General features: G+C 62.0%; 19 protein-coding genes. 8 read left to right on the top strand and 11 right to left on the bottom strand.

What is annotated here, in order from left to right; genetic code table 11:
- The first annotated feature begins 92 nt into the window (after positions 1 to 92).
- Together CXQ82_RS06920 and CXQ82_RS06915 are read left to right on the top strand one after the other, a co-directional pair.
- Positions 93 to 764: a COG3650 family protein gene (locus tag CXQ82_RS06920; protein WP_101267361.1), complete on the top strand. Its 672-nt coding sequence runs from the start codon at positions 93 to 95 to the stop codon at positions 762 to 764.
- A gap of 106 nt (positions 765 to 870) precedes the next feature.
- Positions 871 to 2484 (top strand): NAD(P)/FAD-dependent oxidoreductase, encoded by a 1614-nt coding sequence (locus CXQ82_RS06915; RefSeq protein ID WP_101267359.1) that lies wholly within the window; start codon positions 871 to 873, stop codon positions 2482 to 2484.
- Positions 2485 to 2609: 125 nt separating this feature from the next.
- Here CXQ82_RS06915 and CXQ82_RS06910 read toward each other — a convergent pair whose 3' ends face one another.
- The gene (locus CXQ82_RS06910; RefSeq protein WP_101267357.1) at positions 2610 to 3704 is read right to left on the bottom strand and encodes a PLP-dependent cysteine synthase family protein; all 1095 of its coding nucleotides are present in this window, start codon (positions 3702 to 3704) and stop codon (positions 2610 to 2612) included.
- 216 nt (positions 3705 to 3920) lie between these two features.
- Here CXQ82_RS06910 and nhaA point away from each other — a divergent pair, with 216 nt between their 5' ends.
- Positions 3921 to 5102, top strand: a complete 1182-nt coding sequence (gene nhaA / locus CXQ82_RS06905) for a Na+/H+ antiporter NhaA (protein ID WP_101267355.1) — start codon at positions 3921 to 3923, stop codon at positions 5100 to 5102.
- Between the two features lie 702 nt (positions 5103 to 5804).
- Here the strand turns inward: nhaA and CXQ82_RS06900 are convergent.
- From CXQ82_RS06900 to dinG, 6 genes are all read right to left on the bottom strand, one after another.
- Positions 5805 to 6269: a glycine zipper 2TM domain-containing protein gene (locus tag CXQ82_RS06900; protein ID WP_003189251.1), complete on the bottom strand. Its 465-nt coding sequence runs from the start codon at positions 6267 to 6269 to the stop codon at positions 5805 to 5807.
- A gap of 264 nt (positions 6270 to 6533) precedes the next feature.
- The gene (pdxH, locus tag CXQ82_RS06895) at positions 6534 to 7181 is read right to left on the bottom strand and encodes a pyridoxamine 5'-phosphate oxidase (protein ID WP_101267353.1); all 648 of its coding nucleotides are present in this window, start codon (positions 7179 to 7181) and stop codon (positions 6534 to 6536) included.
- A gap of 27 nt (positions 7182 to 7208) precedes the next feature.
- Positions 7209 to 8369, bottom strand: coding sequence for an OmpA family protein (locus CXQ82_RS06890; RefSeq protein ID WP_101267350.1), 1161 nt, complete (start codon positions 8367 to 8369; stop codon positions 7209 to 7211).
- 144 nt (positions 8370 to 8513) lie between these two features.
- Complete coding sequence (locus tag CXQ82_RS06885) at positions 8514 to 9659, bottom strand: serine hydrolase domain-containing protein (protein ID WP_101273731.1); 1146 nt, start codon at positions 9657 to 9659, stop codon at positions 8514 to 8516.
- 82 nt (positions 9660 to 9741) lie between these two features.
- Positions 9742 to 12039, bottom strand: a complete 2298-nt coding sequence (locus tag CXQ82_RS06880) for a beta-galactosidase (protein ID WP_101267348.1) — start codon at positions 12037 to 12039, stop codon at positions 9742 to 9744.
- A 92-nt stretch (positions 12040 to 12131) separates the two neighbouring features.
- Entirely contained in the window at positions 12132 to 14276 is a 2145-nt protein-coding gene (dinG, locus tag CXQ82_RS06875) for an ATP-dependent DNA helicase DinG (RefSeq protein ID WP_012722636.1), read from the bottom strand.
- Positions 14277 to 14375: 99 nt separating this feature from the next.
- Here dinG and CXQ82_RS06870 point away from each other — a divergent pair, with 99 nt between their 5' ends.
- Entirely contained in the window at positions 14376 to 14840 is a 465-nt protein-coding gene (locus CXQ82_RS06870; RefSeq protein ID WP_101267344.1) for a CopD family protein, read from the top strand.
- A 94-nt stretch (positions 14841 to 14934) separates the two neighbouring features.
- Here CXQ82_RS06870 and CXQ82_RS06865 read toward each other — a convergent pair whose 3' ends face one another.
- Complete coding sequence (locus tag CXQ82_RS06865; RefSeq protein ID WP_101267342.1) at positions 14935 to 15693, bottom strand: hypothetical protein; 759 nt, start codon at positions 15691 to 15693, stop codon at positions 14935 to 14937.
- A 146-nt stretch (positions 15694 to 15839) separates the two neighbouring features.
- On the bottom strand, positions 15840 to 16535 hold the full coding sequence (locus CXQ82_RS06860) for an OmpA family protein (RefSeq protein ID WP_101267340.1): 696 nt from the start codon (positions 16533 to 16535) through the stop codon (positions 15840 to 15842).
- A gap of 190 nt (positions 16536 to 16725) precedes the next feature.
- On the opposite strand from CXQ82_RS06860, the gene CXQ82_RS06855 reads away from it, so the two are divergent.
- The 4 genes from CXQ82_RS06855 to CXQ82_RS06840 are packed head-to-tail and all read left to right on the top strand — an operon-like array spanning position 16726 to position 18396.
- Positions 16726 to 17223 carry a DUF6231 family protein gene (locus tag CXQ82_RS06855; protein WP_101267338.1) on the top strand — a complete coding sequence of 166 codons (498 nt, stop codon included), beginning with the start codon at positions 16726 to 16728 and terminating at the stop codon, positions 17221 to 17223.
- Positions 17224 to 17227: 4 nt separating this feature from the next.
- The gene (locus CXQ82_RS06850) at positions 17228 to 17698 is read left to right on the top strand and encodes a YchJ family protein (RefSeq protein WP_101267336.1); all 471 of its coding nucleotides are present in this window, start codon (positions 17228 to 17230) and stop codon (positions 17696 to 17698) included.
- An 18-nt stretch (positions 17699 to 17716) separates the two neighbouring features.
- Positions 17717 to 18199, top strand: a complete 483-nt coding sequence (locus CXQ82_RS06845) for an LEA type 2 family protein (protein ID WP_101267334.1) — start codon at positions 17717 to 17719, stop codon at positions 18197 to 18199.
- Entirely contained in the window at positions 18196 to 18396 is a 201-nt protein-coding gene (locus tag CXQ82_RS06840) for an SEC-C metal-binding domain-containing protein (RefSeq protein ID WP_003189235.1), read from the top strand. The genes CXQ82_RS06845 and CXQ82_RS06840 overlap by 4 nt, the downstream gene beginning before the upstream one ends.
- 73 nt (positions 18397 to 18469) lie before the next feature.
- Here the strand turns inward: CXQ82_RS06840 and CXQ82_RS06835 are convergent, their stop codons facing one another.
- Positions 18470 to 19855, bottom strand: coding sequence for an ATP-binding protein (locus CXQ82_RS06835; protein WP_101267332.1), 1386 nt, complete (start codon positions 19853 to 19855; stop codon positions 18470 to 18472).
- The gene (locus CXQ82_RS06830; RefSeq protein WP_101267330.1) at positions 19852 to 20562 is read right to left on the bottom strand and encodes a response regulator; all 711 of its coding nucleotides are present in this window, start codon (positions 20560 to 20562) and stop codon (positions 19852 to 19854) included. Before CXQ82_RS06830 ends, CXQ82_RS06835 begins: the two co-directional genes overlap by 4 nt.
- Positions 20563 to 20664 lie beyond the last annotated feature (102 nt).

The raw sequence follows: 20664 nt of genomic DNA, 5'->3' as shown, positions 1-20664 counted from the left end.
TTTGCCTGTAAGAATTGCCTGAAGCAGGCGAGCAGGGTTGTGATGCAGCGTAAGCCTGCGTAACGTGGCGGCACTTGTCTGGAGACCCGATAATGCGCGCTGCCCGTACCCTTGCCCTGTTTGCCTTGCTTCCCCTGTTCGCCGCCTGCCAGATGTTCGAAAGCGAGCCGGCCAAGCCGTCGCTGGCCGGGCTGACCCGCATGCAGGGTGAGCTCACGGCGGTCGGTGGCAAGCTGCTGTTCCAGCCGTGCGGCGATAAACGCAATTACGTGGTCAATGACACCGGTGGCACCAGCATCCTGCAGGAAGCGGCCTCCCTCGCCGGCCAGCAGGGCGCACTGTTCGTCGACTTGCGTGGCAAGTTCTCCGGCGTCGCCAGCGGCACCCAGGGCAGCGTCGACCTGCAACAGCTGTACCGCGTCGAACGTACCACTGCGGCCTGCGACGACCCGGATTTCAAGCGCATGATCCTGCGCGCCAATGGCCACAAGCCGACTTGGGTGATGAATGTCACGGCCAAGGGCATGGTCCTGGAGCGTGAAGGCCAGCCGCCATTGGCGGTGCCCTATGTGGAAGAGCAAATGGGCGACGGCCGTTTCAACCTGATGACCGAGGCGAATGGCCAGCACGTCGAACTGTGGGTAGCCCCGCAACGCTGCATCGACAGCGCCAGCGGCAGTCTGCAGCACATGACCGCCGAGCTGCGCGTTAACGGGCAGGTACAGCGGGGTTGCGCGTCTTTCGGCGGCTCACGCGACGATTGATTCAGCCCTGCGCTGTTTTAACATGTCGGAAAACCGCCATTGGGGCTTATAATCGCCGGTTTGCAAAACAGCCGGCCTTTTTGTCCGCCGCCTACCGGATCCCGTCATGTTACGAATCACCGAACTCAAGCTGCCCATCGACCATCCCGAAGAAGACCTGCGCCCTGCCATCGTGCAGCGCCTGGGCATCGCCAGTGATGACCTGCTCGATTTCACCCTGTTCAAACGCAGCTACGACGCCCGCAAGAAATCGTCGGAGCTGTGCTTCATCTACACCATCGACCTGAACGTGAAGGGTGAGGCGGCCCTGCTGCTCAAGTTCGCCGACGATCGCAACATCAACCCGGCGCCGGACGTGAGCTACAAGGTGGTCGGCCAGGCGCCGGAAGGCTTGACCGAACGCCCCATCGTCGTCGGTTTCGGCCCGTGCGGCATCTTCGCCGGGCTGCTGCTGGCGCAGATGGGCTTCAAGCCGATCATCCTCGAACGCGGCAAGGAAGTGCGCCAGCGTACGAAGGACACCTGGGGCCTGTGGCGTAAAAGCGTGCTCAACCCCGAGTCCAACGTGCAATTCGGTGAAGGCGGCGCGGGGACGTTCTCCGACGGCAAGCTCTACAGCCAGATCAAGGACCCGAAATTCCACGGCCGCAAAGTGCTGCACGAGTTCGTCAAGGCCGGCGCGCCGGAAGAGATCCTCTACGTCAGCAAACCGCACATCGGTACCTTCCGCCTCACCGGCGTAGTGGAAAATATGCGCGAGCAGATCATCGCCCTCGGCGGTGAAGTGCGCTTCGAGCAGCGCGTCACCGACGTGCTGATCGACGACGGCCAGTTGAACGGCGTGGTGGTCGACGGCGGCGAGCAGATCCTCTCCAAGCACGTGATCCTGGCCCTGGGCCACAGCGCCCGCGACACGTTCCGCATGCTCCACGGGCGTGGCGTGTACATGGAAGCCAAGCCGTTCTCGGTGGGCTTCCGGATCGAGCACCCACAATCGCTGATCGACGCCGCGCGCCTGGGCAAATACGCCGGGCACCCGAAGCTCGGCGCCGCCGACTACAAATTGGTGCACCACGCCAAGAACGGCCGCTCGGTCTACAGCTTCTGCATGTGCCCGGGCGGCACCGTGGTGGCGGCGACGTCGGAGCCGAACCGTGTGGTCACCAACGGCATGAGCCAGTACTCGCGAAACGAGCGTAATGCCAACTCCGGCATCGTTGTCGGCATTACCCCCGAAGTGGATTACCCGGGTGGCCCGCTGGCCGGCATCGAGCTGCAGGAACGCCTTGAGTCCCACGCCTACATCCTCGGCGGCAGCAACTACGAGGCTCCGGCGCAGTTGGTGGGTGATTTCATCGCCGGCAAACCGTCCACGGCCATCGGCAGTGTGGAACCGTCCTACAAGCCGGGGGTGTCCCTGGGTGACCTGGCCCTGGCCTTACCGGACTTCGCCATCGAGGCCATTCGTGAAGCACTGCCGGCGTTCGAGAAGCAGATCAAGGGTTACTCACTGCACGATGCAGTATTGACCGGCATCGAGACGCGCACGTCGTCGCCGCTGCGGATTACCCGTAACGAATCGATGCAGAGCTTGAACGTGAAAGGCCTGTTCCCGGCCGGTGAAGGCGCAGGTTACGCCGGCGGGATTCTGTCGGCGGGTGTTGACGGGATTCGGATTGCCGAGGCGTTGGCGCGGGATATGCTCGGCATCGAAGCCTGACAACACCGCTGTTTAAATGTAGGAGGGGGCTTGCCCCCGATAGCGATGGGTCAGTCACCCTATGCAGTGACTGACATTCTGCTATCGGGGGCAAGCCCCCCCTTCCACATCTGGAATACACAACTTCAGATATTGGCGCGCAGGATGCTCTGCGGCAACGGCTCGCCCCGCTCCACACTGGCCGCAACGGCCGCGATCAGCCCCTCCAACGCATACCCCTGCCCCGCCAGCCACGCCTGATCGTAATAGGTGGTGGCATACCGCTCGCCCCCATCACACAAGATCGCCACGATCGAGCCCGACTCCCCCGCTGACTTCATCTGCTGCGCCGCCACCAGCGCGCCGATCAGGTTGGTCCCGCTGGAACCGCCGACCCGCCGCCCCAACCGCTCAGCCAGGTAATGCATGGCCGCCAACGACAATGCATCCGGCACCTTGACCATCGCATCAATCACCTTGGGCAGAAACGACGCCTCAACCCGTGGCCGGCCAATGCCTTCGATCCGTGAACCGCAGTCCAGGCGCAAGCTGGCATCGCCACTCTGGTAGAAATCGAAAAACACTGAGCGCTCGGCATCGGCACACAACACCCGCGTAGCGTGCTGGCGATAACGCACATATCGCCCCAGAGTCGCGGTGGTACCACCGGTGCCGGGGCTGGAAATCAACCAGCTCGGTTCGGGATGTTGCTCGAAGCGCATCTGCTGGAAGATCGACTCGGCAATATTATTGTTGGCCCGCCAGTCGGTGGCGCGTTCGGCGTAGGTGAACTGGTCCATGAAGTGCCCACCGCTTTCCTGGGCCAGGCGCTCGGATTCGGCGTAGATCTGCGTCGGATCCTGCACCAGGTGGCTTTTGCCGCCATAGAAGGCAATCTGCGCGATCTTCTCCTGGGAGGTGGTCGCCGGCATCACCGCAATAAACGGCAAGCCGAGCAGGCGGGCAAAGTAGGCTTCGGAAATCGCCGTGGAGCCGCTGGATGCTTCAATCACCGGTGCGCCCGGCTTGAGCCAGCCATTACACAGCGCATACAGAAACAACGAGCGCGCCAACCGGTGCTTGAGGCTGCCGGTAGGGTGGCTGGACTCGTCCTTGAAATATAAAGCGATACCCGGCAACCCCGGCAGCGGCAAGGGAATCAGGTGGGTGTCGGCGCTGCGCTGGAAGTCGGCTTCGATGATGCGAATGGCTTCGCGGGCCCAGGGACGGTGGTCGCTCATGGAGGGTTTCTCTAAGGGTTTCAGCCCCAATTTTAGGGGGTTTCCTAGATACCACACAGATACAGTAACGACTCAATTGGTCACACAATTGCTAGTCTTGGAGACATCACCGCCCAAGCCCGTCGCTTATAACAAATAAGAATATAACTTTTGTTTTAACAACTAACGGTACGGGTTAGGGTAGCCACCTATTGAACCTGGATTGGAGAGCAGCCCTTGCCTCTGCGTAGCACTTTCACCCGTTTCTTCCAGCTGGAAGCCGCCAGCGGTCTGTTATTGATCGCCGCTGCCGCCCTGGCCCTGATCATCAATAATTCACCCTTGTCACACCTGTATGGCGCGTTTCTCGATGTGCCGGTAGTGGCGCAGATTGGCGCGCTGAAAATCGCCAAGCCGGCGCTGTTGTGGATCAATGATGGCTTGATGGCGTTGTTTTTCCTGCTGATCGGCCTGGAGGTCAAGCGTGAGTTGCTCGACGGCCACCTGTCCAAGCCGTCGCAAGTGGTGCTGCCGGGTGCAGCGGCCATCGGCGGCATGGTCGTACCGGCGCTGATCTATTGGGCGATCAACAAGGATTACCCCGCCGCGCTGTCCGGCTGGGCGATCCCCATGGCCACCGACATTGCCTTTGCGCTCGGCGTGCTGGCACTGCTGGGCAAGCGGGTGCCAGTCTCATTGAAGTTGTTCCTGATGACCCTGGCGATCATTGACGACCTGGGCGCGATCATCGTCATCGCCGTGTTCTATTCCGCCGACCTGTCCGGTGCCGCGCTGGCGGGTGCAGGCGCGTGCCTGGTGGCCTTGATCGCGATGAACCGGCTGGGGGTGATCAAGCTCGGGCCGTACCTGATCATTGGCTTGATCCTGTGGGTGTGCGTACTCAAGAGTGGTGTTCACGCCACCCTGGCCGGCGTAACCCTGGCGTTCTGCATCCCGATGCGCACCAAGAACGCCGAGCCGTCGCCACTGCTGACCCTGGAGCACGCGCTGCACCCGTGGGTCGCCTACGGCATCCTGCCGCTGTTCGCCTTTGCCAACGCCGGCGTTTCACTGACCGGCGTCAGCCTGGAAAGCTTCACCCACCACGTGCCCATGGGCATCGCCGCGGGCCTGCTGATCGGCAAGACCGTCGGCGTATTCGGCCTCACCTGGCTGGCCATCAAGACCGGCCTCGCCGCCCTGCCCGCCGGCGCCAACTGGGGCCAGGTGTTCGGCGTGGCGATTCTGTGCGGCATCGGCTTTACCATGAGCCTGTTCGTCGGTTCCCTGGCGTTTGTACCGGGCGCCAGCGAATTTGCCGGTGAGGACCGCATGGGGATTCTGACCGGGTCGATATTGGCGGCGTGCATCGGGTATGCGGTGACGGCGATGGCGAGTCGTAAGAAGGCCGTACTGTAAGCTTTGAAGTGACAGTCAAAAACTAAAAAGCCGCCTCGGTTTAAACCGAGGCGGCTTCACTTCTCAGACCTTAAAGGTCATCGAAGCTGTCCCGTAGGAATACCCATACATGATAAACATGCAGGGCATTCACTACGAGGTTCCACATACGTCGTGCAAACTTAGACATACTCGGCCCTCCGTGAGTTGGGCCTTACCTCCAGCACACTTACCGGAACATGTGAGCCTTTGGATGCAGGTCAATGCATCTTTGAGGCGGCCGGGTTGATGGGCTTCCGCATGAATCCGGCACGGATTACTAGCCCGTGGCGGTCGCTCCAAAAATTCGCGCGCGTACCCGACTTACCTCAAAGCGACTTATGTATAACAGAGAGAAGCCTAACTAAAATCCGGGGTCAAGGTGTGACAGAAGGTGGTCAAATATCCAGTATTGGATAAGTGATCTATTGCAAATTTTTGCAGCAGAAAGCGAATATGGAACAGCGTCAAAGGTGACCGGTGCCGACCGTCGTTGAACCTTGCATGACGATGTGACCAGAGGTAATATTTGAAGGCAGGTCAATGCATCTTTGAAGTCGCAACCCCAGCCAACAGGTGGGTTTGCAAAAAAAAACCGCCCTACTAAGGCGGTTTTTTATTGCCCACAAAAAACCCCCAACCGGTCATCCGGCTGGGGGTTTTTCGTTATCTGCGGCTTGCTGCTTAACGCGTGACGCGGCTGGTGCCATCAACGGTCATGATGCGCACGCGGTCGCCGATGCGGAAGATTTCATTTTCCTGCACGGCCTGCACGTAGGCGCGCATGCTGCCGTCGTCTTCGCGAACGGTGATTTCCACGCCCTGGGTGCGGGTCAGCCCTTCTTCGGTGGCCGAGCCCAGCAGGCCGCCGGCGACGGCGCCGATCACGGCCGTCACGATGCTGCCGCGGCCACCGCCGATGGCGCTGCCGCCAACACCGCCGATGACTGCGCCGGCAGCGCCGCCGATTGGGGTCTTGGTACCTTCGATTTTCACCGGACGCAGGGATTCGATGGTCCCCATGCGAACGGTCTGTACGCGACGCGCCTCGTCACGGGAGTACGAGTCGCCGGTCAGACTCGAGGCGCAGCCACCCAACAGCAACGACAGGGTGGTAAAGCAGGCAACCAGTAAAACGGACTTACGCATAGCATCAACTCCAAAGGACAGGTGTTCATTAAACGCTGCAGCTTGGCGCCTGTCACGGCAAGCCCGGCAGAAAGTTGCTTTCATTCAGCCTGAGTACAGACTGCCTGATCCCGAAAACTCGACAAATGGTAGCTCAGCATGTGTGCCAAGAGATGTCGCAATGGTTTGGTCATTATAGCGGTATCGCCGCGTGCGACCGAAGCCTCTCCGATAGAGACGTCGGCGCAGCGAACAACATTCAGGTGAGGTGACGAAAGGTGGCGCTCAGGGCGCCAGGCGCTCGCGGGTCCATTCGCCCGCCTGCAAACGATAGTTGAGGCGATCATGCAGGCGGCTGGCGCGGCCTTGCCAAAACTCGATACGCTCGGGCAGCAAGCGATAACCGCCCCAATGCTCGGGGCAGTCGGGCTGGGTGTCGCTGAACCGCTGTTCGGTAGCCTTGAGCAGCGCCTGCAGTTCGTCACGGTCACGAATGACCTGACTCTGCGGAGATGCCCAGGCACCGAGGCGGCTGCCCAGCGGGCGCACCTGGTAGTAAGCGTCCGACTCCTGCGGCGTGACCTTGACCACCCGCCCTTCGATGCGCACTTGGCGCTCCAGGGTTGGCCAGAAGAAAGTCATGGCCGCAAACGGCCGCGCCGCGAGCTGTTCGCCCTTGGCGCTCTGATAGTTGGTAAAGAAGGTAAAACCCTGCGCATCCAGGCCCTTGAGCAACAGGATGCGGCAGTGCGGGCGACCTTCCTGGTCGACTGTGGCCAGGGTCATGGCATTGGCCTCCACCGGTGGCTGCTCGGTCTTCACCGCATCGCCAAACCACTGATGGAACAACGCAAACGGTTCGCCCGGGGCCTGGGCCTCGCTCAAACCATCCCGTGTGTAGTCACGGCGCATATCGGCCAGTGCCTGGGTCATGCAGCGTTATCCTTCTGGTTCAACGGATCAGTTTTTCGCCTGGTCGGGCGCAGCCGGTGCAGCGGCCTTGGCTTTGGCCGGGGCCGGCTTCTTCGCAGCGGGCTTGGCCGGAGCCTTTTTGGCCGCGGGTTTGGCAGCGGCTTTCTTGGCGGCCGGGGCTTTTTTCGCCGGTGCTTTTGCAGCCGGTGCTGGAGCAGGAACGTCCTGTACGGCAACCATCTCAGCTGCAGGCGGGGTCTTGCCCGACTGGTATTTGCTCAGCAACGCCAACATAGTTGTACGCTGAGTGAACATAATTTCCATGCGACGGTTCAGCGCACGGCCCTGCGAGCTGTCGTTGGCGGCACGCGGCATAAGGTCGCCCATGCCGCGCAGCATCAGGCGGTCCTGCTTCAGGCCGCTGAGGCTGAAGATCGAAGCGATGGACTGCGCGCGCTCCTTGCTCAATGCCTGGCTGGCCGGGGCGGTGCCGGTGGCATCAACGTGGCCCAACACCAGTACGGCGGTCTTCGGATCGGCTTCAACCGCCTTGGCGACGCGGGTGAACGGGCCGAGGGTAACCGGCAGCAGCATCGCTGGGCGCTTCGGGTTGTAGGAACCATCTACCGGTGCAATCACCACCAGAACGTTGTCGCGACGCTCCAGTTGCAGGTTGCTGTCCTTGATGGCGGCGCGCAGGCGCGGCTCATAGTCGTCCAGCCAGGCCTGGGTGATTTTCGGGTCAGGCATCGGCACGTTGGTCACGTCGACCTTGGCCAATGGCTTGGGTTTGCTTTCGAACGGCCACCACCAGTGGGTTTCGGTGTCGGTCTTGGCGACCGCAGGGGCCGGTTCAGCCGCCTTGAGGTCGGCTTTCAGGTCGGCCTTGGCATCAGCGGCCTTGGCTTCGGCGCTCTTGGAACCGAATGGCCACCAGCTGGAGCCGGTGTCGGCCTTGGCAGCGGGTGCTGGTGCAGCGGCAGCAGGTGCGGCAGGTGCGGCAGCGGCGGCTACCGGTGCGACAGGCTTGGCGCCAGCAGCAGGTTTGGCATCCGGCTTGGCGTCAGTTTGGGCGACGGCGTCCTTGGTAGCGGCTTTATCCGAACCAAATGACCACCAATGTCCACCCTCGGCATCATTTTGCGGAGTTTGTGCGCAACCGGTAATAGTGAGGCACAGCGCCAGTGCCAAGGACTTGTTCGATAACATGAGATATCCACAAAATGAGAAAAGAAACGGGGGCCTGGATGACCCATTAAACAGACGCTTACAGAACATCAGAGTTACATCATTTTCGTTCAGCGCCTTCTTATACTTGCCTTTGTAACAAAAAAACGTGAAACAGCAAGGGATTTACAGACAACCGGCCAATATTCCGACCAACTTCTGTGCCCGTGGGTCCATAAGTACATAGGGCCCCAGTGTATTAGTCACGAAACCGAACGCTACATCATGTTCCGGGTCGGCAAACCCCACCGAACCGCCTGCGCCGGGATGCCCAAATGCACGCGGGCCAAGGCCGAACGTGGCATTGGGCAACTGCGGTTGATCCAACATGCAGCCCAGGCCGAAGCGAGTTTGTGTCAATAATGTTTTATCCGGCCCGATACTGTGTTCGCGGGTCAATTGTTCGAGCATGTCGGCTTCGAGCAAACTACCGTCCAACAAACCACTATAAAAACCCGCCAGGCTGCGCGCATTACCGTGACCATTTGCCGCCGGCTGCTGCATGCGCCGCCATTCGGGTTTATTAGTACTGGTCAGAATAGACGGGGGGTTGGCAAATGCCCGTGTAGTCATGGCCGCCGGTTCACGCATCATTACTTGCAGTAAACGTTGTGCGGCTTCATCGCCCATATTGCCTTTGCTGCGCGCTATATGTGCAACGCGATAAAACTCTGCGTCGGCCAGGCCCACATGGAAGTCCAGCCCCAACGGCCGAGCCACCCGCGCCACGATGGACTCCCCCGGCCCGCGCCCATCGGCGCGGCGCAACAGCTCACCGACCAGCCACCCGTAGGTGATCGCCTCGTAACCATGGCCTTGGCCCGGCGTCCACCACGGCGCTTCGGCCGCCAGGGTGTCGACCATCAATTGCCAGTCGTACAGGGCTTCGGTGGGCAGCATCTCGCGGATCGCCGGCAACCCGGCCTGATGGCAGAGCAACTGGCGCAGGGTGATGGTTTCCTTGCCGGCGGCGGCGAATTCAGGCCAGTAGTTGGCCACCGGCGCATCCAGTTGCAATTTGCCTTCGGCCACCAGTTGCAAGGCGGTGACGGCGGTGAAGGTCTTGGTGCAGGAGAACAGGTTGACGATGGTATCGCTGTGCCAGGCCTCGGCGCCGTCCTTGTCGGCGGTGCCGGCCCACAGGTCGACCACGGTTTCACCGCCGATCTGGATACACAGCCCGGCGCCGCGCTCCTGTGGGTCATCGAATAAAGCGGCGAACGCTTCACGTACCGCTTCGAACTGAAGTTCGTAATGACCCTGAATCTGCACCTGCGCGCCCTCGGAAAACACTGTAGGAAGTGGCCGGCATTGTTCCAGCCCTTGTAGGTTTTGTGAACCCGTCAGCACTCAATCAGTGGCCATTCCCGGAGTGCCCGCCCGCATGCCCGGCGCCCTGCCCCGGGCCTTTGCCCGCTTGCCCGGCACGGCCGCCTTCGCTTTCATGCACGGCATTGGCAGCCTTGGCCTTTTGCGCCTCCTTGCCCAACTGGTCGATCGCTGCCAGGTTGCTTTTACGCACGCTCTCGACAAAGCCCTGGAAAGGTACATCGGTGATGCCGACCAGGCCGAAGTGGCCGTTTTCACCGTCCAGCAACCGACCGGTGACCGGCTGGTCCAGGTACTGGAACCAATGCACGCCGACAATCGACGGTTCGGCCATGGCCTGCTTGAGGAAGTTTCCGTAGGCCGCACCGCGATCTTCCTCGCGGGCCAACTGCGTCACACCGCCCCAGAACGGGCCACGGTCGGCCGAGCCGAAGTTGAATTCGGTGATCAGCACCGGTTTGTCCAGTGCACGCAGGGCAGCGAAGTCGTAACCGTCCTGGGGTTTGAGGGTGTACATGTTGAAGCTCAGCACATCGCAATACTGCGCGCAGGACGCCACGGCTTCCGGCGTGCTCACGGCATAGCGACCGCCCAGCAGCAACTGGTTGGGCGCGTGCCACTTCAACGAATCGGAAATGGTCTTGAAGTAGGCATCGGCGAAGGTCTTCTGGAAGTATTTGAAGTCGGCTTCGATTTCCGGGTGCTCGGGGCTCGGCATCGGCGGTTCGAAGCCCGGGTCTTCCATCAGTTCCCAGCCTGCCAGGTGGATGCCCCAGGCCTTCGACAGGCCTTCTTCGTTACGGTACTTGTCGCGCAATTGCTTGAGAAACGCGCGCTTGGCCGGTACGTCGGTGGTCATGCGCAATGTGCCGTAGGCCAGCGCGTAACGGGATTTCGGGTCATCGCCGGGGCCCGCCCAGGCCAGCTCGTTATCGGCAAAGAAGCCGATCAGCCACGGGTCATCGCGGTGATCGCGCGCGGCAATGGCCACGGCGCGCTCGGTGGCCATGGCGAAGCGCGGGTCGAACGGGTCGGGCATGCCGCCCCACCAGTCGGTGCCGGTGCTGATGCTGGCGTAGTCACCCACGATCGACAGCGGCAGGGTGTACGGCACGCGGTCGGCGCGGGCCAAGTCCGGCTCGCTCCAGTTGCCCACGGTGTTGAAACCCCAGGCTTGCAGGCGGTCGAGGGTGTGACTGGCCCAGCGCTGCGGGTCAAACCCGTCGCCGCCGTAGGTGCGCTGCAAGTTGGCACCATAGAAGTCATACCAACGCCCGGCACCAAAGCCGCGCCCCTCACCCGCGCCGTTGCCGGTACGGTTGTCGCTGCTGCCGTAGTACTTGTCGAAGGGCTCGCCGGCCTTGGGCAACGCGGCAAACATCCATTCACGGCCGGCCACGTAGGTCTGGTTGTTGTCCGGGGCCACGGTATTGACGCCCAGGGAATAGAACGGGTGGCCTTCCGGCGTCACCAGGTACCAGCGACCGTCGCGCTTCTCGGTGTGGAAAAAGCCGCTGGCCTTGAATGCCGGGCCTTTGTTCCAGCCGCCGTATTGGTCCAGGGCCGATTTATCGCGTTCGGCCAGCCAGCCCTTGAGCTGTTGCTGCTCTTTGGCGGCAGCGGCCTTGAGCTGCTCGTCGCTGCTGACCTTCTCCGGCCAGCGTGCGCGAGTGGACTGACCGTAGGCATCCACCAGCTCGCTGTAGGCCGCCTTCATTACCGGCTCACTGTCCTGCACGCCAAAGCGCTCCAGCAGGATGCTCTGGGCAGCATTGGGCTTGATCATCGACAGGGTTACGGACGCCACCTGGCTGCGGTCGATCTCGCCGGCGCTGGCGGCGAGCAATACGCGCTGGCCGTCCACGGTGATCGGCATCGGCGGGCCGGCCTTCATGCCCTGGCTCAACGGCGAATTGGCTTGCAGCGGGATCAGCAACGTCTGGGCCGGGCCGGCGGGCAGATCGATGCGGCTGACCAGGGTTTTGCCGTCCGTGCTCTGCACTTTCACGTAGAGGGTCAGGGCCCAGTCCATGGCACTTTGGATACGCAGGCTCATGGCGCTGGACTGCGACCAGTCCCACGTGCCGGTCTGCGGGCTGAGCACCAGGCTCGGCTCGGCGGCCGGGTTGAACGTGATACGGCGCAGCACCTCGCCTTCAGGGGTTTGCTCGGCGTTGTATTGCGGCAGGCTGGCGTCCTGGGTCGCCACCTTGACCACGTCGGCCGGCCGGACGAAGTTGAACAGTGTCTGTTGCCCGGCGGGCGCGGCCATCAAGGGCGCGGTAAACAGCAGGGCAAAAAGGGCGGGCAGCGTGCGAATCATACGAACAAGGTTCTCCCAAACGGCCGGTGAATGGCCTGATGACATAACGTAGTGAGATAGACCACGAAGTGGGCGAATTCGCCCACGGTGGCTTAAGAAATTTCGCGCCGGAAAGGCGGCAGCGCATTCAGGATGGCTTTGCCATAGCGCTGGGTAACCAGGCGGCGATCGAGCAGCGTGATGGTGCCCCGATCTTCCTCGGTACGCAGCAAACGCCCGCAGGCCTGCACCAGTTTCAGGGACGCATCCGGCACCGAGATCTCCATGAACGGGTTACCGCCGCGCGCCTCGATCCACTCGGCCAGCGCGGCCTCGACCGGATCATCCGGCACCGAGAACGGGATCTTGGCGATCACCACGTGCTCGCAATAGGCACCGGGCAAGTCCACGCCTTCGGCAAAACTCGCCAGGCCGAACAGCACGCTGGAGTCCCCACCATCTACCCGCGCCTTGTGCTTGTTGAGGGTTTCCTGCTTGGACAGGTTGCCCTGGATAAACACTTGCTTGCGCCAGTCACGGTCGAGGCCGTCGAACACATCCTGCATCTGCTTGCGCGACGAGAACAACACCAGGGTGCCGCGCGAACCTTCCACCAGCCCCGGCAGGTCGCGGATGATAGCGGCGGTGTGCGCCGGCGCGTCCCGTGGGTCGGCCTTGAGGTCCGGCACCCGCAGCACACCCGCATCGGCGTGATGGAACGGGCTCGGCACCACCGCCGTCACGGCTTTTTTCGGCAGGCCTGCACGCATGCGGAAACGGTCGAAGGTGCCCAGGGCCGTCAGCGTGGCCGACGTGACCAGGCAGCCATAGGCCACGTTCCACAGGTTGCGCCGCAGCATTTCGGCGGCAAGGATAGGGCTGGCGTTCACCTCGATATCAAACAGCGCACCGCTTTCCGACAGGGTCAGCCAGCGAGCCATGGGCGGGTTGTCTTCCGGGTCTTCGACGGTAAAGGCGGTCCACAGCTCCCAGTTGCCCTGGGAACGCGACAACAGGCTGCCGAACAGCGGGTACCACTCCTCGGCCTGGTTGCTGGCGATGCCGATATTGACCTCGCCATCCATGCCTTCCTTGAGCAAATCCGTGAGGCGGGTGAACAGGTCGGTCAGGCGCGAAAAGCCCTTCTTCAGTTCGATGCCCATTTCGCGCATGTGCTCGGGGATCAGCCCGCCGACAAAGCGGTGGCGTGGGCGCTCACGGCCTTCCACGTCTTCGCCGGGCTTGAAGTCGGCCACCTGCTCGCAGGCACTGAACATGAATTGCTGCTGGGTCTTGATCTCGCGCGCCAGCTCCGGCACCTGCTCGATCAACTTGCCCAGATCGCCGGGAAGCGGGTGCTGGGCGAGCAATTTGGTGAGGTTCTTGGCGGTGGTTTCCAGCCAGTCGGCGGTGGAACGCAGGCGCGTGTAATGGGCGAAGTGGCCGATAGCCTTGTCCGGCAGGTGGTGGCCTTCGTCGAACACGTAGAGGGTGTCACGCGGGTCGGGCAGCACGGCGCCGCCGCCCAGGGCCAGGTCGGCCAGGACCATGTCATGGTTGGTGACGATCACATCGACCTTGCCCATGCCTTCGCGGGCCTTGTAGAAGGCGCACTGGCCAAAGTTGGGGCAATGGCGGTTGGTGCATTGGCTGTGATCAGTGGTCAGGCGCGCCCAGTCGGCATCTTCCAGCGCGGTGGGCCAGCTGTCGCGGTCGCCGTCCCACTTATTGCCGGCGAGCTTCTCGATCATGCTGGTAAACAGCTTCTGGCTGACTTCATCGACCTCGATCTTGAAGCCTTCTTCTTCGAACAGCGACGCGGTGGCGGTTTGCGCGTGGCCTTCCTGCAAGAGCACGTCGAGCTTGGACAGGCACATATAGCGCCCACGCCCCTTGGCCAGGGCGAAGGTGAAGTTCAGGCCGCTGTTGCGCATCAGGTCGGGCAGGTCTTTGTAGACGATCTGCTCTTGCAGGGCGACGGTGGCGGTGGCGATCACCAGGCGCTTGCCGGCGGCCTTGGCGGTGGGGATCGCGGCCAGGCTGTAGGCCACGGTCTTGCCGGTACCGGTGCCGGCCTCGACGGCCACGACCGCAGGCTCACCCTCGCGGCGGCCTTCGTCGTCAGTGTCGATATCCCCGAGGACCTTGGCGACTTCGGCGATCATCAGGCGTTGGCCGTAGCGCGGTTTCAAGCTCTTGGCTTCGAGAAAACGCGAATAGGCGCCCTGGATCGTGGTTTTGAGTTCAGTGCTGATCATGGATAGTCGGGCGCAAAAAACGCTGGATAAATTTTCAGTGGTTCGGATCGGCCGCTATCATACCCCGCTAATTAATCCCGCGCAGAACGGAGTACCACAATGACCGCGTTTAGCCTCGCTTACACCCTGCATGTATTGGCCGCCCTGGTATGGGTCGGCGGTATGTTTTTCGCCTGGATGATCCTGCGGCCCGCCGCTATGGCGGCACTTGAGGGCCCTGCCCGGCTGAAGCTGTGGGCGAATGTGTTTCAACGTTTTTTCGTGTGGGTGTGGGTCGCGGTGCTGATTTTGCCGATCAGCGGCGTCGGCCTGTTGCAACTGCGCTTCAACGGCTTTGAAACCGCGCCGCGTTATGTGCAGGTGATGATGGGCTTGTATCTGGTGATGACGGCGCTGTTTATCCGCATCCAGGCGCTGAAGTTCCCGCAACTGCGGGCGGCGGTAGCGGCAGAGGATTGGCCGGCGGGTGCGGCTGCGCTGGGGCAGATTCGCAAGTTGGTGGGGATCAACTTGATCGTGGGGCTGGTGGTGGTGGCGATTGCTTCAGCTCGGCCGATGTTCTGAGGCGGGCTTTAGTCCGCTATCGGGGGGCAAGCCCCTTCCCACACTTGGAATGCATTCCAAATGTGGAAGGGGGCTTGCCCCCGATAGCTTCACCTCAAAGGCGCTGAATGGTCACGGTTCCCGCAGGCCCAACCGGCCCCGGCTGACCTTCCAGCCCTGGTCGGCCCTTCTCGCCGCCATCGGCGCGGTACACCAGGCAGCCCTTGGATTGCCCACCCTTGCCAGGCTTGCCCGCCGTGCCGGCCAAACCGCCAGCACCGCCCTCCACCCAGACCTTGATATGGTCAGCGGGGAAATCCTGCGGCAGCTCTACCCGCACGGCCGCACCCGCAGCGCCCGGCAGGCCGTCGCCGCCGTTATCGCCATTGAAGCCACGCCCCGCCGAGCCCCAGGTGCAACCCGGGTCCACGCCGTTGGCGCCATCCAGCCCGGCATACCCTTGGGCACCGGCGCCGCCACGCGCATCCACCGACAACTCTTCAGCCGCCAGCGAGTTAATCCGCAGGGTCAGGTCACGCCCGGCCTTCGCCGGTTTTTCGTGGGTGCCGGGGGCTCCGCGGGAGGTGAACTGGCTGCCATGCTCCAGCTGCGCATGCCGTACCTGCAATTGCAGCGCGGTATTGCCGGGAGCAATGGCGATGCGAGCTTCGCGCCCCAGATGCAGCTCCTCCACGGTAACTTGGCTGATGGTCGCCGGAATCAGCAACGTGCCGTAGTCCGCCACCTCCAGACGCTCCAGTTGCAACACGCTGGTGCTGCTGGGCAGGCGCATCAACGAATTGGTTTCAACACTGACGCTCTGGGCCAGGGCAACGGGGCTGACCAACAGGGCCAACAGAAAAACCTTACGCATCATGGGGCTCCTGAGTGTTTTCAAATTTTTCTTTGAGCGCACAGTAACGACTTCTACAGGCGCTTTGCCAGTGAAGGATCAAAAAACTTCAGGAGAGGCGACGATCGTCGGCAATGCCCCTGTGGATCCCACAGGGGCAAGGGCTGTCAGCGGTTGATCTGGATTTCCGTACGGCGGTTGAGGGCGCGGCCTTCAGCCGTTTTGTTGTCGGCGACCGGATGGCTTTCGCCCGCACCGGTGACAGACACAAAATTGCTGCGCGGCACGCCGGCGCCGATCAGGTAATCGGTGACCGAGTGGGCACGTTTTTCCGAGAGCTTCTGGTTGTAGGCATCGGCACCGACGCTGTCGGTGTGCCCGCTGACCCGCAGTTGGGCGCTCGGGGCCTCTTGTTTCAGACGCGTAGCAACAGTGTCGAGCTTGGTTTTATCCGCTGCCGTCAACTTGGCCGAGTCGAACTGGAAGTGCACATCGCGAATCACGATGGTTTCTTCCTTGACCACCACCACCTCTTCAACCACTGCCGCTGGAGGCGCAGGTGGGCAGCCGTTGGCGTCGACCTGCACGCCTTTCGGAGTGCCCGGGCACTTGTCGCGGCTGTCCGGCACGCCATCGCCATCTTCGTCGCCATCGCCATGCACCCAGCAATAGGCACCGGCCATACCGCCGATCAACAGCGCGCCATAGCCTGCATAGGCCGAGCTTTCAGTGGCACCGATCGCCGCACCGGTCACACCGCCAACAGCGGCGCAGGTGGGCCAATCGGTTTTTTGCAAGCCTGCGCAACCTGTCAATACTCCGGTTAGCAGAACCAAGGGTAGAGCTGTCCGCATGATGCTCATGTGCTTTCTCCTGAGGGGATCGGCGGGGGCCGACAGGTGGAGTAAAGACCGCTCTTTTCATCTGCGCCACTGCGCCACACCCCCGTATTCATTGAGGCTGGCCGCTTATGTCGGACTTTTCGCTAGCGCCCGCTCTAGGCCCGCACGCTCAGCCGCGCTAGTCTCTACGGTCCTGATGTGAGGATCTCTGATGACCGCTGGTATTTCTTCCCGTACGCCCCAACAAGCCTTGGCTGCGTTGCTCGACCTGCATCAGCCAAAACGCCTGCTGCTGTTGGGTGCCAGCCAGTTCCCGGCGCTGGATGCCTTTAAGGACGCGCACCCCGAGACCCAAGTGTCCGTGGCAGCGCCTGGGCCGTTGCCTGCAGACCTCGCCGCCCAACGTTTTGACCTGGCGCTGGTGGTGGACTGCCTGGAGCACCTGTCAAAACCGCAAGGCCTGACCCTGCTCGGTGGCATTCGCAACCTCAACGCCAGCCGCATCGCGGTGCTGGTGGACCTGGGCGCCTGCGACTGGAAGGAGACCGACTTCTTTTCCCTGGCCCTGCAGGCGGGCGAGCGCTTCCAGCGCGAAGAGCAGGTCATGACGCTGTTTACCTACGATCTGCTTGACTATAAACAGGTACCGGACTGGCTCAACGCCCGCTTCTGGGCCAACCCGGAAAACTTCGGAAAGTATTGGTGGTAACCCGATGAGTACATCCATTTGCCCCTGCGGCAGTGGCAACCTGCTGGATGCCTGCTGCGGCCATTATCACGCCGGGCATCCGGCACCCTGCGCCAGCGCCCTGATGCGCTCGCGCTACAGCGCCTATGTGCTGGGCCTGGTGGACTACCTGGTAGCCACTACCCTGCCCGCGCAACAGGCCGGCCTGGACCGCGACGCCATTGGCACGTGGAGCGCGCAGAGCACCTGGCTGGGCCTGGAGGTGGAAAGCTCCGAGGTCTTCGGCGGCCAGCCGGAACACGCCTTTGTGACCTTTACCGCGCGCTGGCATGACAGCACTGGCGAACATAGCCACCGCGAGCAGTCTTCTTTCGTACAGAATGAAGGGCGCTGGTACTTCATCGACCCGACCGTAGAAGTGAAGGCCGGGCGCAATGATGCGTGCCTGTGCGGCAGTGGGCAAAAATTCAAGAAGTGCTGTTCCAGCTACCTCTAACCCCTCAGGACTAACGCCATGCTTCGGATATACAGCTTGATGCTGGCGTTAACCTTCGGCCTGACCGGTTGTGCATCCTGGTTCGAGGACGACGCGCCGCCGCCCCACGTCTCCCTGGTAAAAGTCGAAGTGGTGCGGGCCAAGTTGCTGGAGCAGAAATTCAAGCTGTACTTTCGCGTGGACAACCGCGACGACGCCGACCTGACGGTGCGTGGCCTGATCTACAAGGTGACCCTGGGCAACTTTGTGCTCACCGAAGGCGAATCCAACGAATGGCTGACCGTGCCGCCACGCAGCCATAAGTTTTTCCGGGTTTCCGTACGCACCAACCTCTGGCCACAGATACGCGATGTGGTGCAGATGCTGAAAAAACCCGACCAGCCCGTGCCTTATCGCCTGGAGGGGGAGCTGAAAACCGGATTATTCATCGGTTATGACGTGCAGGTGAACCACAATGGCGAGATAATCCCCGGCGATTTTATTCCGGAGCGACATCGATGACTCAGCAACCCCATGTCCATGGTCCTGACTGCAACCACGATCACGATCACCATGATCACGACCACGGCCATGTCCACGGCCCGAACTGCGGCCATGCCCACCAGGAGCCGGTGCGCAATGCCCTGAAGGACGTTGGTCGCAACGATCCTTGCCCATGTGGCAGCGAGAAAAAATTCAAGAAGTGCCATGGCGCGTAAGCCGCACTGAAGATTTAGCTGTTAAATGTGGGAGGGGGCTTGCCCCCTCCCACATTTGTTTTGTATTGCCAGCTCAGGCTTTGCGCTTGAAATGCAAAACTGCTTCCAGCCCCCCGCCCTCGCGATTGCTCAAACTCAACCGCCCCCCATGCGCCCGCGCAATAGTGTGCGCAATGCTCAAGCCCAAGCCATACCCGCCCGTCTCGGCATTGCGTGAGCCTTCCACGCGGTAGAACGGCTCCATCACCTGCTCCAGCTGTTCCTGGGGAATCCCCGGGCCACGGTCGCTGATGACGATGTTCAAACTGTCCGCCTGGTCCTCGACCCGCACCACCACTTCACTGCCATAGCGCACCGCATTTTCCAGCAGGTTCTGCACGCACCGCTTGAGGCTGCGGGCGTACCCCGGCAAGGGTTGCTTGGCGCGCCCCTCGATCAGCACGTTTTCGCCCACGTCCTGCAGATCCGCCTGCAAGCTTTGCAGCAAGGCGTTGATGTCGATGTTCTGCCGCGCCTCATTGATTTCGCCGCTGCTGACAAAATCCAGGGTGCTGGCCACCATGTGTTCCATTTCTTCAAGGTCGCTGCGAAAACGCTCCTTGGTGCGGGTGTCGTCGAGCATTTCGGTGCGCAGACGCAGGCGTGTGATCGGTGAACGCAGGTCGTGGGAAATCGCCGCAAGAAAACGCGTGCGCTCGGCGATGTTGGCGATCAACCGTTGCTGCATGGCATTGAAGGCTTGGGCGGCGCGGCGTACTTCGGTGGGGCCATCCACCGATAACGGCGGGCGCTGGATATCCTGGCCCAGGGCTTCGGCCGCCTTGGCCAGGGCGTTGAGAGGGCGGATGGCCAGGCGCACCGCCACCAGGGCAATCACCACCAGCACCAACACCCGCAGCAGGTAGATACGCATCACATAATCGAACAGCAGGTCCAGCGGCGAGGTACTGGTCCAGCCCTGCTCTTCACTGGCGTCGACCTGCAACCAGCGCCCATCGGGTAGGCGCAGATCAATCAGGAATTGTCCTACTACCGGCTTGGAACCGAGCAGGGTCGAAAGCCCGGCAGTCTGTCCTTCGCCATCCACCAGGGACAGGCGCAGCAGGATCAAGGTCTGGGCATAGCCGGTTTTTTCCGACAGCACCTGTTTGATCAGGCGTTCGGTGGGCCGGTCGCTGTCGGTGAGGCTGCTGGGCGTGTGGCTGGCCTGATCGCTCACGGTCAGGCGAAAGTGCGGCGCGTTGAGCAGCTTGATCAACTGGTCGGCCTGCTGCGGGTCGCTGTGCACCAGGCGCACCACGTCCGCCAGGCGCGTGGCGATCAACCGCGCGGGGATTTCCAGCACCTGGCCATGGCGTCGGTCATACCAGATGCTGCTGGTCAGCGCCTGGGCCGCCAGCATGCCGCTGACCAGGATCAGCACCAGCCGCCCGAACAGCGAACGCGGCAGCAGTCTCACGATTCCAGCACCACGTCATCGGCGGTGAGCATGTAACCCTCGTTGCGCACGGTCTTGATCAGCCCCGCCGGCAGTTGCGAACGCAAGCGGCTGACGCACACGTCGATGGAGCGGTCGAACGGCGTGCTGTCCTTGTCGAACACGTGGTTGAGCAGAAAGTCGCGACTCAAGGGGCGGTTGGGGTGTTGCAACAGCAGGCGCAGCACGCGGTAATCCGAGTTGCCCAGGCTGACCACCACGCCTTCCGGCGAGAGCAATTGCCGCGCGCGGGTATCCAGTTGCCAACCGGCAAAGCGAATACTCGGCGCTTCATCCAGGCGCGCGCGGTCGGGGAAACTCTGCACCCGGCGCAGCACCACTTTGATCCGCACCAGCAATTCACGGGGGTCGAAGGGCTTGGGCAGGTAGTCGTCAGCGCCGATTTCCAGGCCGACGATGCGGTCGATCAACGAGCCCTTGGCCGTCAACATCACCACCGGGATGTTGGAGCTGACCCGCAGCTCGCGGCACAGGCTCAGGCCGTCTTCGCCGGGCAGCATCAGGTCGAGCACGATCAGGTCGATCACATTCAGCGCCAGGCGGCGGCGCATTTCCTTGCCGTCGGCGGCGGTGGACACCTGGAAACCGGCATCGCTCAGGTAGTCACAAAGCAATTGGCGGATTTGCGGGTCGTCATCGACGATAAGGAGGTGGTCTTGCTTGGCCATGGGCAGTCAATCCGAAAACTCAAAACGCAGGAGATAGCCGAAAGTTCAGCCAGCTGTGCACGCAAATGTAATGGAATGTTGTGGGAAACCATAATCACGCAT

It is taken from the genome of Pseudomonas sp. S09G 359 (assembly GCF_002843605.1).
In the GTDB taxonomy this organism is placed as follows: domain Bacteria; phylum Pseudomonadota; class Gammaproteobacteria; order Pseudomonadales; family Pseudomonadaceae; genus Aquipseudomonas.
Note: the sequence above shows the minus strand (reverse complement) of the source record. Positions and strands in the feature narration are given on the sequence as shown.

Coding starts and splice junctions, on each gene's coding strand:
- CXQ82_RS06920 (WP_101267361.1), top strand. CDS start 93: ATGCGCGCTGCCCGTACCCTTGCCCTGTTTGCCTTGCTTCCCCTGTTC.
- CXQ82_RS06915 (WP_101267359.1), top strand. CDS start 871: ATGTTACGAATCACCGAACTCAAGCTGCCCATCGACCATCCCGAAGAA.
- CXQ82_RS06910 (WP_101267357.1), bottom strand. CDS start 3,704: ATGAGCGACCACCGTCCCTGGGCCCGCGAAGCCATTCGCATCATCGAA.
- CXQ82_RS06900 (WP_003189251.1), bottom strand. CDS start 6,269: ATGCGTAAGTCCGTTTTACTGGTTGCCTGCTTTACCACCCTGTCGTTG.
- pdxH (WP_101267353.1), bottom strand. CDS start 7,181: ATGACCCAGGCACTGGCCGATATGCGCCGTGACTACACACGGGATGGT.
- CXQ82_RS06890 (WP_101267350.1), bottom strand. CDS start 8,369: ATGTTATCGAACAAGTCCTTGGCACTGGCGCTGTGCCTCACTATTACC.
- CXQ82_RS06880 (WP_101267348.1), bottom strand. CDS start 12,039: ATGATTCGCACGCTGCCCGCCCTTTTTGCCCTGCTGTTTACCGCGCCC.
- dinG (WP_012722636.1), bottom strand. CDS start 14,276: ATGATCAGCACTGAACTCAAAACCACGATCCAGGGCGCCTATTCGCGT.
- CXQ82_RS06870 (WP_101267344.1), top strand. CDS start 14,376: ATGACCGCGTTTAGCCTCGCTTACACCCTGCATGTATTGGCCGCCCTG.
- CXQ82_RS06865 (WP_101267342.1), bottom strand. CDS start 15,693: ATGCGTAAGGTTTTTCTGTTGGCCCTGTTGGTCAGCCCCGTTGCCCTG.
- CXQ82_RS06860 (WP_101267340.1), bottom strand. CDS start 16,535: ATGAGCATCATGCGGACAGCTCTACCCTTGGTTCTGCTAACCGGAGTA.
- CXQ82_RS06855 (WP_101267338.1), top strand. CDS start 16,726: ATGACCGCTGGTATTTCTTCCCGTACGCCCCAACAAGCCTTGGCTGCG.
- CXQ82_RS06850 (WP_101267336.1), top strand. CDS start 17,228: ATGAGTACATCCATTTGCCCCTGCGGCAGTGGCAACCTGCTGGATGCC.
- CXQ82_RS06845 (WP_101267334.1), top strand. CDS start 17,717: ATGCTTCGGATATACAGCTTGATGCTGGCGTTAACCTTCGGCCTGACC.
- CXQ82_RS06840 (WP_003189235.1), top strand. CDS start 18,196: ATGACTCAGCAACCCCATGTCCATGGTCCTGACTGCAACCACGATCAC.
- CXQ82_RS06830 (WP_101267330.1), bottom strand. CDS start 20,562: ATGGCCAAGCAAGACCACCTCCTTATCGTCGATGACGACCCGCAAATC.